The organism is Roseivirga spongicola, assembly GCF_034376045.1.
Lineage (GTDB): Bacteria > Bacteroidota > Bacteroidia > Cytophagales > Cyclobacteriaceae > Roseivirga > Roseivirga spongicola.
On sequence record NZ_CP139724.1, the window covers coordinates 1013279 to 1027162 of the forward strand.

General features: G+C 40.6%; 14 protein-coding genes and 1 tRNA gene. 1 reads left to right on the forward strand and 14 read right to left on the reverse strand.

All coding sequences use genetic code 11. The annotated features are described in order from the left end of the window. Positions 1–211: 211 nt before the first annotated feature. The 11 genes from T7867_RS04600 to pgi form a co-directional block, all read right to left on the reverse strand. Positions 212–886, reverse strand: a complete 675-nt coding sequence (locus T7867_RS04600; protein ID WP_068216247.1) for a hypothetical protein — start codon at positions 884–886, stop codon at positions 212–214. A gap of 280 nt (positions 887–1166) precedes the next feature. After that, a complete protein-coding gene (locus tag T7867_RS04605; RefSeq protein WP_068216249.1) occupies positions 1167–1667 on the reverse strand; it encodes a hypothetical protein in 501 nt (166 codons plus the stop codon). A 237-nt stretch (positions 1668–1904) separates the two neighbouring features. Further along, entirely contained in the window at positions 1905–2510 is a 606-nt protein-coding gene (locus T7867_RS04610) for a rhomboid family intramembrane serine protease (RefSeq protein WP_068216251.1), read from the reverse strand. Beyond that, the gene (locus T7867_RS04615; protein ID WP_185101183.1) at positions 2510–3484 is read right to left on the reverse strand and encodes a polyprenyl synthetase family protein; all 975 of its coding nucleotides are present in this window, start codon (positions 3482–3484) and stop codon (positions 2510–2512) included. Before T7867_RS04615 ends, T7867_RS04610 begins: the two co-directional genes overlap by 1 nt. Further along, positions 3474–5642 carry a ribonuclease R gene (gene rnr, locus T7867_RS04620; RefSeq protein WP_322299890.1) on the reverse strand — a complete coding sequence of 723 codons (2169 nt, stop codon included), beginning with the start codon at positions 5640–5642 and terminating at the stop codon, positions 3474–3476. The genes T7867_RS04615 and rnr overlap by 11 nt, the downstream gene beginning before the upstream one ends. Before the next feature lie 64 nt (positions 5643–5706). Continuing rightward, entirely contained in the window at positions 5707–6426 is a 720-nt protein-coding gene (locus T7867_RS04625; RefSeq protein ID WP_322299891.1) for a 3'-5' exonuclease, read from the reverse strand. A 279-nt stretch (positions 6427–6705) separates the two neighbouring features. After that, on the reverse strand, positions 6706–7104 hold the full coding sequence (locus tag T7867_RS04630) for a hypothetical protein (protein WP_068216259.1): 399 nt from the start codon (positions 7102–7104) through the stop codon (positions 6706–6708). Positions 7105–7110: 6 nt separating this feature from the next. Beyond that, positions 7111–8232, reverse strand: coding sequence for a glycoside hydrolase family 113 (locus T7867_RS04635; RefSeq protein ID WP_322299892.1), 1122 nt, complete (start codon positions 8230–8232; stop codon positions 7111–7113). Further along, complete coding sequence (lipB, locus tag T7867_RS04640) at positions 8232–8951, reverse strand: lipoyl(octanoyl) transferase LipB (RefSeq protein WP_068216263.1); 720 nt, start codon at positions 8949–8951, stop codon at positions 8232–8234. Before lipB ends, T7867_RS04635 begins: the two co-directional genes overlap by 1 nt. A 235-nt stretch (positions 8952–9186) precedes the next feature. Then, entirely contained in the window at positions 9187–10173 is a 987-nt protein-coding gene (locus T7867_RS04645) for a type I phosphomannose isomerase catalytic subunit (protein WP_068216267.1), read from the reverse strand. Beyond that, positions 10170–11825 (reverse strand): glucose-6-phosphate isomerase, encoded by a 1656-nt coding sequence (pgi, locus tag T7867_RS04650; protein ID WP_068216269.1) that lies wholly within the window; start codon positions 11823–11825, stop codon positions 10170–10172. The genes T7867_RS04645 and pgi overlap by 4 nt, the downstream gene beginning before the upstream one ends. Before the next feature lie 71 nt (positions 11826–11896). Between pgi and T7867_RS04655 the strand changes: the two genes are divergently transcribed. Next, entirely contained in the window at positions 11897–12241 is a 345-nt protein-coding gene (locus tag T7867_RS04655; RefSeq protein WP_068216271.1) for a YraN family protein, read from the forward strand. On the opposite strand, the gene T7867_RS04660 is transcribed toward T7867_RS04655, so the two are convergent. The 3 genes from T7867_RS04660 to T7867_RS04670 all read right to left on the reverse strand — a co-directional run bounded on the left by T7867_RS04660 (position 12235) and on the right by T7867_RS04670 (position 13795). Then, on the reverse strand, positions 12235–13071 hold the full coding sequence (locus T7867_RS04660; protein WP_068216273.1) for a toxin-antitoxin system YwqK family antitoxin: 837 nt from the start codon (positions 13069–13071) through the stop codon (positions 12235–12237). The two genes, T7867_RS04655 and T7867_RS04660, sit on opposite strands and share 7 nt — an antisense overlap. Positions 13072–13166: 95 nt before the next feature. Further along, positions 13167–13240: transfer RNA gene (locus T7867_RS04665), tRNA-Ala, on the reverse strand. Positions 13241–13321: 81 nt separating this feature from the next. Next, positions 13322–13795 (reverse strand): C40 family peptidase, encoded by a 474-nt coding sequence (locus T7867_RS04670; RefSeq protein WP_068216275.1) that lies wholly within the window; start codon positions 13793–13795, stop codon positions 13322–13324. Positions 13796–13884: the final 89 nt, after the last annotated feature.

Genomic DNA, 13884 nt, shown 5'->3' on the forward strand with positions numbered 1-13884 from the left:
TCAGGGTTTTTTGCTTAGTATACTTTCGCTAAATAACGACCAGACCAAAAGCGCTAAAAAGAACAACACTCACTATAAGTAGGCGCCAAGAGAGGAATAAAACACCTCTTCTCTTATCTTGATTTGATCAAAAGTGTAATCTGAATAAATCAGTGTTAGTTCATTCTTTCCTTGAAAGATAGAATAGGAAAAAGCAGTACTAAGAAAGTCTTTAATACCAATCCTCTTTAGGAAAGGATTTGTCTCCCTTTAAATAGAAAAAATTATCAATCTCCCCTGCAAATAGAGCTTCATAAATGTTTTTATCAACATCCTGCTCGTCCGTTCTTAGCCCAGGAAATTTTTCAAAAAGTATCTCCATCGGAATTTGTTTAAAATCTAAAAAATGGTCTAGAACAATCTTCCTTATTATGCTGTAATGAGGTTCGAAAAGCTCATTGGGAGAACAGTAGATATTGTATGATTTGAACCCACTGCTTTTAGCTCTTTCTGAAGGAAAGGGGCTTAGACTTCTGTCTATTTTGATGCCATCACTGGCTAATAGAGCGTAGTAGGGCAACAAAGCACTTACATAGAGGTAGATGTTCAAGGAGGTTCCAATGTGATTCAAAAACTGAGATTCAATGATCACATCTAAGCTAAAGCCAGGCTGTTGACCATGAGTGATATCTCTAATTTTTAAACCAGGATAACGATCTTTCAACTCTTCAAAAAAACTAGACCATATTTTACGATTGTAATTCCTATCCAATAAGTCATTTCTTGTTCTGCCCTTGCTTTCAAGCGTTTGGATGTCAATTTCTGAGCTGCTTTCTAGTGCTTTGATATAGAATAGACTTTCAATTTCATTTCTGAGACTATGATACTTTTTCTTAAATAAATTCATCTCTGAGGCTTGCGAAAATTATTTACAATATACCAACCACGTGGATCGAGTATTTCGACAGGAGGTTGTGCTCGAGGCAATAAAAACATAACCATCACCACTCGTACTAGATAGCAACTGTATATTCTCTCTAAAAATATCTAGAAATTGATTTGAGAAAGCTACTTTTCCCGGGTTTTCCTTAAATTCATTTAACCATAATTCTATTTCTAAAGTGGACATTTGCCAAGCCTCCTTGAATATATCTGATGCTTGATATTCATTATTAACTAAGTCGGCACTACTTCCATATGTAATGCACCAAGCCCCCCAAAAAAGCCTCCACATGTTCGCCAGTTTCCGTGTGAACAGCAGGTACCTGTACCCTTCTTACTTCTCCAGTCAAACTGGTTTCACTTCCATCTCCAGGTATTTCATCAAAAGCTATATGCTTGTTGCAAACTTTGTATCCAAAGTCCTCGGGCTCAATAATCGGAACATTGTCATCATCATCTGAACATGCATCATCATTCTCTAAATTTGCCGAGAGACTGTCGTCAGGCCCACAGTTTTCATAAACCAACTCATATTCTGTGTAGCTATAATGACAATCCGGCACTTCATTACCTACTGAAACACAAGCATACCAATCGGTTTCTAATACATAGACATCACAGGTGTTATTATCATTGCTATTATCTGAATTGTTTTGATTAGAGTTATTATTACCACCTCCCCCAGAAGAACCGCTATTATTATTGTTTCCAATATCTGTCGGATTTGGGCATGGGTCTACTCCCACTAATTCATCTCCTGAATCTCCAAACTCACTTCGCTCATTAGCAGCCCCCCCCCCTTAAGTTAGACAGAGTACTGGTAATTACCGTTTTTTGTTTGATTATAGATTTTAAGCCGAAGTTCTTTAAAACACTTAAAAGAGATTATTCACAGCACCCAACTTCTGTAATAGTATAGAAAATCGGTAGACAAAAACACTCTGACACATTGCCTACGGCAATCATTGATCAATGTAACTGCGCTAAAAAACCGAATCTATGAAGGTCTGAATAGTCGAAGGCCTCAAAAGTAATACGAAGACAACTCCGTAAATAGCCCCCCAAAGGTGGGCATCGTGATTGATGTTGTCTCGGCCTCGCTTGCCCATAATGATGGAGTAGACGATAAAGATGGCTCCGAGAATATAGCCAGGCAGGCAGATGATGGCGTAGAGGCAGAGGTCTCTTAGTGGATCGAAAAGCACAAAGGACAATACTAACGCAGAAACCCCACCTGAAGCACCTAAAGAGTTGTAATGAGGATTATTTCTATGCTTGATTAAAGTGGGCACATTGGCCACTATAACAGCCGTAACAAAGAGTAGAATAAAAAGCAGAGCTCCCACCTGAGGGAAATAGACATTGAAAATGCGTTCTATGGCAGCTCCAAAAAAGAAAAGCGTAAAGAGGTTTAGAAACAGGTGCATGGGGTTATTGTGCACAAAACCAGAGGTCAATAATCTCCAGTACTGCTTCTGCTGAACCGTCTGATATGGATTGAGCATAAGTTTTGCGTGAAGCTCGGGCTGCTTCCAAGCCACATAGGTCACCAACCCAATCACAATCATTAGTCCGTAAGTGAACTCCATTATTTATCCCTTTCAATCAGATATTGAGCAAATGACTTAAGGCCTGTTTTTCTCTCTTCGGCTACTTCAATTTTATCTAACGACTCAAAACCTTTATTGAAGTACTCGTTCATTTTGCCTAATGTCAGTTCTTTAATTCCGATCTGATCGTAAATGGCTGTCACTGCTTCAACCTTTTCTGCAGAATCGAACTCCTTTTTATCAATCCACTGAGTAAGTTGAGTCTTTTGCTCTTTATTGGCTAACTCTAGCGCTTTAAGTAAAAGGAAAGTCTTTTTGTTGGAAATGATGTCTCCCCCAACCTGCTTACCAAACTTCTCCTGATCTGCATATACGTCTAGCAAATCGTCTTTTAGCTGAAAGCCAATGCCAATATCTACTCCGAACTTATAAAGCGCTTTGGTAGAGGCTTCGCTAGCTCCTGCCAACATGGCTCCAAACTGAAGACTGAAACCCAACAGTACAGCGGTCTTCAACCTGATCATATTGATGTAGTCTTCTTCAGTGACTGATGACATGGTCTCGAAATTCATATCGAATTGCTGACCTTCACAAACTCCAGCCGCACACTCATTGAAGGCTTTAATAATGACCCTTAAGTCTCCAGGAGCATCAAGCAACAAATCATAAGCCCTTACCAACATTACATCTCCAGAGAGAATTGCTGTACTGCTATCCCACTTTTCATGTACCGTTTGCTTACCCCTGCGAAGTGGCGCATCATCCATGATGTCGTCATGCATGAGGGTGAAGTTGTGAAACACCTCTACCGCCAGTGCCTGATCCAAAATTGTCTCGTGATCGTCTTTAAACAGCTTGTAAGCTAAAAGCACTAAAACAGGTCTCAGTCTTTTTCCACCCAAAGACATAATATACCTGATGGGCTCATAAAGCTCATTAGGTTGTTCTCCGTAAGAATGTTCAGTAAGTCGGTTATTGATCAGGCCAATGAGAGCCTTCAAGTCATTTGTCATCTTCAACAAAAATTAGGTCGATAGTCCTTCGGTCAACATCTGTTGCTTTAACTCGAACAGTTACTTTATCACCAAGGCTTATCATTCGCTTGTTTCTTTTACCTAAGATGCGGTAATTTTGTTCATCGAACTCGTAATAATCGTCCGTCATATCGGAAATGCGAACCATTCCCTCACATTTGGTTTCTGAAATTTCTACAAAAACACCCCATTCTGTAACACCACTTACAATACCAGGGAAATCTTTCTTCTCAACCAAAGACATGTATTCTACCTGCTTATACTTGATGGAAGCCCTTTCAGCATCTGCTGCTCGCTTTTCTCTTTCAGAAGAGTGCAAGCAGAGCTCTTCATACTCTTCCTTATCGGCAGATTTTCCACCATCTAAATAATGCTGAAGCAGCCTGTGCACCATCATATCTGGATACCTACGAATAGGAGAGGTGAAGTGCGTATAATGAGGAAATGCCAAACCAAAGTGGCCCTTTTCTGCAGTGGTATACTTGGCCTTCGCCATGCTGCGGATAGCTAGTTGTTCCAAGACGTTCTGCTCGGGCCTTCCGGTAATTTTGTCCATCAAGACATTGAGATTTTTGGAAACTCCGCCTTTTTCGAAGTCCATATTATGACCAAAGCGGTTGGCAAACTTGGCGAATGTATCTAGCTTTTCTGGGTCTGGAGAATCGTGGGTTCTATAAACGAATGTTAGCGGATTCGCCCCTTTATGTTTGCTGTAGATAAATTCAGCAACCTTCTTATTAGCGAGCAGCATAAACTCCTCAATGAGCATATGCGCCTCTTTTCTTACTTTCGGCACAACACCCAATGGCGTACCGTTTTCATCGAGCTTAAATTTAACCTCAACAGTTTCGAAGTTTACGGCACCTTGCTGAAAGCGCTTCTTTCTTAGCAACCTGGCTAGGCCATTCAGTTGGTTAATCTCTTCACTGAAATCTCCTTCGCCTGACTCTATTCTTTCTTGCGCTTCTTCATAAGTAAAGCGTCTGTCTGAATAAATGATCGTTCGGCCGAACCACTCGTTCTTGATCTTTGCTTCAGCATCCAATTCAAAAACTGCACTGAAGGTAAGTTTTTCCTCCTGAGGCCTAAGAGAACACAAGCCATTGGAAAGCCTCTCTGGCAACATAGGAATGGTTCTATCTACCAAATAGACCGAAGTTGCTCTATCTACAGCCTCCTCTTCTAATGCCGATTTAGGCTCTACATAATGCGTAACATCAGCAATATGTACACCCACCTCAACATTACCATTTTCTAAGGTCCTTAGAGAAAGTGCATCATCGAAGTCTTTCGCATCATCTGGGTCGATGGTGAAGGTGGTAATCTCACGGAAGTCTTTCCTTTTCTTAATTTCCTTTGCAGTGATTTTTGCTGGAATAGCCTCTGCATCATCATTCACCTTGTCAGGAAACTCCAGTGGCAAGCCGAATTCAGCAATAATGGAGTGAATTTCTGCATTATGCTCACCTGCTTTGCCCAGCACACGCTGTACGATACCCTCTGGCTTTTTATCTCTTTCGGGCCACTCCGTGATTTTCACAATCACTTTATCGTTATGCTTGGCTCCGTTTAAATCTTCATACTTCACGTAGATGTCGTGAAACATCTTTTTGAAATCGGGAACTACGAAAGCATAGCGGGTATTCATTTCTATTCGCCCAACAAACTCATCTCTGTGACGAGCCAATACTTCTACTACCTTTCCTTCAGGACTCTTTCCATGCTTCTTAGGCTTCAAGACAACTTTTACCTTGTCATCGTCCATGGCACCTAGCAGATCTTCTTTAGACACCCATATATCGTCTTGTTCGGCATCTCCATCGGGCACTACGTAGGCAAAGCGTGCATTCACACTGTCCACTACTCCGGCAATGGTTTTCTGCTCTCCTTCAATAGTAAAAGAACCGTTTCTAAGCTTCTTTACTACTCCTCTAGCTTCTAAGCCAAAGATAACCTCAGAAACAATCCCTTTAGACTTGGCATCTCTGACCCCTAAGCCTTTCAAGATTTGCTTAACCTGATATCCACGGCCTGGAGTTTGATTTAGAAACTCCACAATAAGTGGCTCAATTTGCTTTGCAGCTCTCTTAGTGACTGATGTATTTTCTGGAGGCGTACCTTTTCTCTTTCGACCCATAAATGGTTTTTGATGGAATGCTTTAAAATTAGGTATAATAAAAGGATTTCTGGCTGAATAGCCTTTAAAGCAAGGTGATATTTTCAGCTTTTAGCTTCGGCAACTGGCTTAGGCTAAGGAATACCTGAACCAAAACCGAAACATCCTTCTTGCAATATTTTACAACTCTATCGAGATCGTTTTGTTCGTAATAGATGCCGTTAACCTGACTGCCATCTATGTCATCTTTGCTACTCTCAATGCCAAAAATAGAAGCCAATAGGTCTAAAGAAGTATAATGTTTATAGTCTCCAAACTTCCACAACTCAAGCGTATCTAAGTGCGGAATCTCCCAAGGCTTTTTACCTGAAAGCTGCAACGCTTTTGGCAGTTCAATGCCATTTACCAACATGCGCCTAGCGATATATGGAAAATCGAACTCTTTACCGTTGTGCGCACATAGCCTAGTTTCTTTAGAGCTGAAATGCTTACTGTTTAACAATTCTGCAAATTCTTGAAGCAATTGTCTTTCATCATGACCAGAGAAAGCAGTAATTCTAAGTTTTAGCTCAGGATCTAAATCCGAGAAGTATCCGACAGCAATGGTAACCACCTTACCGAACTCCGCATATATTCCGGCACGTTCGTAAAGCTCTTCAGCCGACTTTTCTTCTGCTTCGCGAAAGAAGGCAGATTTCTTTTTCCAAAGCTCTTGTTTTCGTTCGGGTAGCTCTTTAAAAGTTTTGGTTTCAGCTACAGTTTCAATGTCCAAGAAAAGGATATTCTTGAGTGTGTCTTTGTTCATAGCATGGATAATTTAGTGGGAATTAGCCGTAAATGCTAGAGGTGTCACTTGGATGAACTAGGCACCGTGTATCATGACATACCGCTCCTCTGGAGCTTAGAAGCGTTGGAACAAACTGGATATTATGACATTTTGCTCCTACCGAACTCCGAACCGTAGCCGGTAAACATAGTTGATGTTTTTAAATTGAATAGAAGCCACAACGTGACGAAATGATATAATGGAGCATGAGAAAGGAAGTCTGAGCTTCGTAGAAGGCGAAATACTTACCAGTTCAGATTAAGAAGCGTACTTTCCTTTTATTTCTAGCTCTACTATTTCTTCTAGCTCGAATTCATTGAATGGTTCCACCACAAATTTCTTATCGAAGAGTTCATTCAATATATAGTAGCTCACCCAAAATTCATTGTAGAAACCAAAAACCTCTGGGCTAATACTTTCCACCTTAGCCACAGATTGCTCATCCACCTTCTCAATCATATGCCTTAGCGTGGAAGTCTTTCGTGCCTCTTTAGACTTACCCTCATAGCCCTTAGAAACAATCATCACGTTGGTTAGCTCAATCAGGTTTTCGTTGATGAGATAAACATGCCATTCGCTTTCCCCCAACTTATTAATTGACTTTCCCACACAAACTTTCACGCCTGTTACTTCAGGCATTTCAATGTCTTTTCTCATAGTAAATTATTGTTTGGCCAGTTTCTCAAACCACTCTCGCATAACGCCTTCGGCCAATTTATTCTGAGGGGTAAAATCAATATTGAAAGCCCCATCATCAGTATAATTTCTTCTTCGCCTTTCTGCCGACTCAGGAATTGGCGGAAACCATTTCCAAAAATGAAATCCAGCAATAAAAGGTTCATCTGCCAAAGCTTGAAACATTCCTTCATAGAGATTGGCCTGAGCCTTCTCGCTGAAAATCTTTTCTCTATCGCTCTTGCTCATGCGTTGAGGCCATTGCCAAGGCTCAATACCAGCATCTTTGGTGCTTTTATATCCAATCTCTGTAAACAGAATAGGCTTATCGTATTTGGCTGAAAAGTCACCCAACTGCTTTAAGTGTTCACTCCAACCTTTTTTTACCTCTTCTACTGAAGGCTCTTCTATTTGCACCACAGGGAAATAACCTTGAACTCCGATATAATCTAGCTCATCCCAGAATGCTACCTCTTCATACTCATCGGCAAAGTTGGCTGCATAGGTAAGTTCTCCAGAGTAGACAGAACGAATCTTCTCAATCAGACTGCGCCAATCTGCCTCTCGCTCCACGCAAGTTCTGTAAAGTTCTGTGCCTATGCAGAGCATTTCAATAGACTCTTCTTCGGCTAACTTGGCATAGTGAAGTATAAATTCTTCATAATTGGCAAACCAAGTTTTCCAGTCGGCCTCAGTCTCCATCGCTATTTCTCCTCTCCATTTGCCTTGGCTATCTCTGAGCCAGATGTGAGGCTTAAGTATGGTTTTGATACCGTACAACCTAGCTATTCGAGTAGTTTCTCTCAGGCCTCTATCGCTTTCTCCATACCAACCATCATCTCTACCAATCTGATTACCAATTAATGGTGAATTATGCTCTTTCTGCCATCCAAATGGAGTCTGAGAAATCCAATTCACATTATTATTAACCAACTGTTGAAAGGCCAGTGAATCTGGCTTATAATGACTTGCCACCCAACAAACACCTCTGTGCTTGGCATGATTAGAAATATTGATACTGGATTGTTTCTGAGGCCTACCAAACACCAAAAAGCCAATCAACACTAAGGTGATTGGAAAAATGACAATCGATAGCTTTTTGGGTTTCATTATATCAACTCCATCTCAAAGATAGTAGCCAGATGATGTGTTAGCCTAGCCCTTACTTCGTCCATATTTACCTCATGACCAAGCTCTTTCTGCATAGAAGTAACCGCTTTATCATCTATACCACAAGGAACAATATGTCCAAAATACGATAAATCTGTGTTAACGTTTAAGGCCAAACCATGCATAGTCACCCATCGGCTAGACTTCACTCCCATAGCGCAAATCTTTCTAGGGTCTTCGGCACCTTCTTCAAAGTCTATCCATACTCCCGTTAGACCATCAATACGCCCTGCCTTCAGCCCGAAATCGGCCATAGTAGAGATTACAGCCTCTTCTAGAAAGCGTAAATACTTATGTATATCTGTGAAAAAATTCTCAAGATCTAAGATTGGATAGGCAACAATTTGCCCTGGACCGTGATAAGTGATATCACCGCCTCTATTGATCTTATAAAATTGGGCAAAATTCTCCCGCAATCCTTCTTCATCCAGAAGCAGATTGTCTATTGAACCACTCTTCCCTAGAGTATAAACATGAGGATGCTCACAGAATATGAGATAGTTATCGGTGGGCACCACCGATGACTCAACTGATTTACGATTATCAATTTTTCGATCAACAGTCTTTTTAAAGATCGACTCTTGATAATCCCACACTTTTTGGTAATCATCCTCTCCAAGATAAATTACCTCAACTCTCTTATTCTGAAGAATACTCATACTTACGCTTAATCGGCCACATGCACGCTAAATTAGGCCTCCCTCGGTACGTCTCCAATAAGTTCCACAGATAATACACGAACATATTTCGTTACTTGTCTGTTGGCCTTACGCTGAGCCGAGGTTTGATTACGCGCAAGAAACTCTGTCTTGACCACGCTATTGTCTTTCATATTAAGGAACGTGGCCGAGAACTTTTTCATATTCTTCTTACCAGCCATGTTCCAAAAATAGATTATGGCATGAATGTTTCCAACATTTTGAAGCCCGAATTGGCTTTTATATGAACCGATTTGAATTTTCGTGGCAACAAAACTGCTTCTCCCATGCAAATTTTTGTAGTTTGTCCCTCTGAGGCGAGATTAGCCGAACCTTCTAAGCAAGTATAAATAATAAAGGAATCTTGATCGAAATGCTCACGGATTATACCTGTTGTAAACTCTAAAAGATTGGTTTGAAAGTACTGTGATTTAACCAAAGGCACCACCTCATTTAGCCCTCTTTTATAGTTGGTTTTGTATTCCGAATAGGCATGATAATCTAAAGCATCTAGAGCTTGTTCTGTATGAAGCTCTCTTTTATTTCCTTCATCATCTGTTCTATCGAAATCATATATACGGTAGGTAACATCTGAAGACTGCTGAATTTCTGCCAACAAAAGCCCCTTCCCTATAGTGTGTACTCTACCAGCAGGCAGATAGAAGCAATCGCCAGCTTGTACTTCCTCCTCGTTCAGTAATTCGGTCAGCTTTCCGCTATTCAAATACTGTAAATACTCCTCTCTACTGGTTTCTCTATTGAAACCACTGATCAATTTGGCGCCTTCATCGGCCTGAAAGACATACCACATTTCAGATTTACCAAGAGAGTTATGTCTTTCTCTGGCCAATTTATCATCGGGATGCACCTGAATGGATAAGTCTTGAGCGGCATCGATAAACTTTACCAAAAGAGGAAATTCATTTCCGAAAGCCTCATATACCTTCTTCCCAATCAAGTCTTCCTTAAACTCTTCAATAAGCTCAGGCAACGTACTTCCTTTTAGTACCCCCTCTGAAACTTTGGAAAGGTTACCTGGCACACCTGAGATCTCCCAAGTTTCGCCACAGTTTTTAAGGGGTGAAAAATCTTTACCAAGCACATCGTTTATCTTAGTGCCTCCCCAGATTTTCTCCTTAAATATGGTATCGAATTTTAGTGGGTATAAGTATCTTTTGCTCATCCTTTTCTCATTGCCTTATAAGTGTTGATCAATCCGTTAGTCGATGCATCGTGAGAAGATACATCTTCTTGACTCTCTAGCTCTGGAAGAATCTTTTTGGCCAATACTTTACCCAATTCTACTCCCCATTGATCGAAACTAAAGATGTTCCAAATAACGCCTTGCGTAAAAATCTTGTGTTCGTACATAGCCACAAGACTACCCAACACTTTTGGTGTCAGTTTTTTGAAAAGAATGCTGTTTGTTGGCTTATTACCTTCAAATACCTTGAAAGGTGCTAGTTCAGCAATTTCTTCATCACTTTTACCTTGAGCTTTAAGCTCAGCCTCTACTTCTTCTTTGGTTTTTCCGTTCATTAAAGCCTCGGTTTGTGCAAAGAAGTTCGAAAGCAATTTCGGATGGTGGTCTCCTAATGGATTCTGGCTGATTGCTGGCGCCAAAAAGTCGCATGGAATTAGCTTAGTACCCTGATGAATCAATTGGTAAAAGGCATGTTGTCCGTTAGTTCCAGGTTCGCCCCAAACAATTGGTCCTGTCTGATATTGAACTGTGTTTCCATTTCTATCTACATACTTTCCATTACTCTCCATGTTCCCTTGCTGAAAATAGGCAGCAAAGCGGTGCATGTATTGGTCGTATGGTAAAATAGCCTCAGACTCACTGCCGAAGAAATTTCCGTACCACAAGCCGATTAAAGCCAGAGTTACAGGAATATTCTCTTCTAGCGGAGTATTTAAAAAATGCTGATCCATTTCATAGGCACCTGTAAGCAGCTCCTCAAAGTTGTTGTAACCTATAGTACATGCAATGGACAGCCCTATTGAAGACCAAAGGGAGTATCTGCCTCCTACCCAATCCCAAAACTCAAACATATTGGCTGTATCAATACCAAAGGCAGCAACAGCTTCAGCATTGGTAGAAAGTGCTACAAAGTGTTTCGCTACGTCAGCCTCAGTTCCTCCATTAGCCAAGAACCAATCTTTCGCTGAATGCGCGTTGGTCATGGTTTCTTGAGTAGTGAAAGTCTTAGAAGCAATCATGAAAAGAGTTTCCTCTGCATTCACCTCTTTCAACACTTCAGAAAGGTGCGTGCCATCTACATTAGAAACAAAGTATGGTTTGATGCCGAATGTAGCATAAGACTTCAAGGCCTCAGTAACCATTACAGGTCCAAGGTCTGAACCTCCAATCCCAATGTTTACAATGTACTTTATGGATTTGCCAGAATAGCCCTTCCAATTACCCGCTGTTACTTTGTCGGCAAAGGTTTTCATCTTAGCCAACGCTGCCTTTACATCGGGCATAACATCTTCACCATCAACCATTATAGGTTCAATACCCATATTTCGAAGAGCAATATGGAGGACAGACCTGTCTTCGGTTTGGTTTATCTTTTCTCCCGAAAACATTGCCTTTACGGCCTCTTTAACACCACATTCTGTTGCTAGCTTAAACAGTAGCTCTATGGTTTCTTCAGTAATAATGTTTTTAGAGTAATCTACCAGCGTGTCGTTAAAACGAAGAGAGTACTTTTCAAACCTTTTGTCATCTGACTGAAAAAGATCTTTCATATGAACCTGCTTCATTTTTTCGGCATGCTCCGATAATTTTTTCCAGGCTTGAGTTTCAGTAGGGTTAATGTTCTGTAGCATCGTGAGTTCTTTGTAGGCTTTGAATTTACTTCAAATTATTCCCTAAATTAAGATCAACCACATTCATATCCATGCAAACGTTTGGCAAAAGAGGAGAAGCCATGGCCGAAATAGAGATGAGGCAAAGAGGCTATAAAATTCTAGCAAGGAATTACCGACACGGCAAATCAGAGATAGACCTGATTATGCAAGGTGAAGGGCTTATGATTTTTGTAGAAGTAAAAACAAGAAGCTCTAACAGTTTTGGCTTTCCAGAAGATTTCGTTTCTAAAAATCAGCAAGAAGCCATAATAAGAGCGGCTAACTACTATGTGGAGGAACAGGGCTGGAAAGGAGATATTCGGTTTGATATTGTGGCTATTATTGTAAAACAAACCACTATGCAAATAGAACACCTGAAAGATGCCTTCTACTGACCTGTTTTGGAGGAATTATAAATGGTTTGAGAGTTTTTATTCCACTCTCTAACTATGTAAGGTTCAAAGTCCCAATCGTAAAAAACTTTAGGGTACTGCAACCAACGCTTTTGAACCACTACTCCTGGTACATCGTGGTATTCAATCCAAACGCCTACTTTTTTATCGAATACGTATTCTCCAGTTACTGCAACATTGCCACTTTCATAAAATCTGTAGTAGGTTCCTTCCTTCTTTCCATACTGAAAAGGAATCACTTCCTTCATTTTGGTTTTCTGGTCTTCATCATAATAAGTAATCTGTGAATCTGTGAACCAACCCTTGGTATAATGCTCCTTCTCGTATAGGGTAGAATCCATTCGCTGATACAGCCAAGTACCGTGTTTGGTTCCGTAATAGAAGTCTCCTTTTTCAATAACTACATCGTTAACTATGCGCTCGTAAGGCCCATGCAAAACTCTATCTAGCATCTGTCCTTTCCCTTCGGCAGAACGAATGGTGTTATTCTTAGCATCGTGATAAAACACTTTTCTTACGTAAGGTGCTGCCGCTACCGGTTCTGGCAATACGTAGAACAAACGGAAATCTTCTGTATCTCTTTCAGAGAAAGAAGTAAAGGCCTTTTTAGTCTTCTCTCCATAAAAGACATTGCGTTTTACTCTTTCCTCAGCATCGGGAATGGTATCGGCTTCTTGAGGTTTTTCATCTTCTAACGTAATATCCGGCTTGGTCGGATCTTTCTCCTTTTCAACTGGAGCAAAAATCTGATCTACCCCGCCACAGGAGGTGAGCAAAACAATTAAACCAAAAAGCAAAACCCTTTTTTGCATGTCGTGAAGATAACGAATACTGTTGAAGTGTATTTTGAAAGAGTTGTAATTAGAAGAAATGAAAAAGCCTTGCGAGAAGCAAGGCTTAATTTCTGTGGAGGATACCGGATTCGAACCGGTGACCTCTACACTGCCAGTGTAGCGCTCTAGCCAGCTGAGCTAAACCCCCTTTTTGCTCTAGCCTCTCGATAATTATCGGGAGAGCTAAACCCCCAAAAGGTGCGCAAATATAGACTTGTCTTTAATTAAATCAAAACACCCTACGTGCTCTTCTAAATCTTTCTTTATAATAGCTGGAGTAGAGGTTGCTTTCTGTTACTCCAAGTGAGGTGGAGGCATGGATAAATCGGACATCATTTCTACCTCTAATGGCCGTTACAATACCTGCATGATTAATCTGCCTTTTCTTTTTGCCTGTTGCAAAAAACACCATATCACCGACTTTAAGATCTTTGATATTAACTCGCTTCCCTTTCTTAGCTTGCTCAGCTGAAGTTCTAGGCAGTGTAAGTCTTACACTTTGAAAGGAATGAAAAAGCAGTGCTGAACAGTCCATTCCTACTCGTGTAGTGCCTCCATATTTATAGGGTGTACCAGTGTATGATCTGGCTGTCTGAACTACCAAGTCTACTTTCTTAGCACGAGACATATGCCCTCCACAGCCAGAAATCAAAATGAGGAGAAAGATCAGCGCAGAATTTCTGAGCAGTGTTCTATTTTTCATGAGTAGTTGGGTGTCGGTATTCAAATTTAAAATTTTTCATTTTATTTTTTCTTTTACCAAGAGTGCTAATTGGTATTGACTATCTTTCT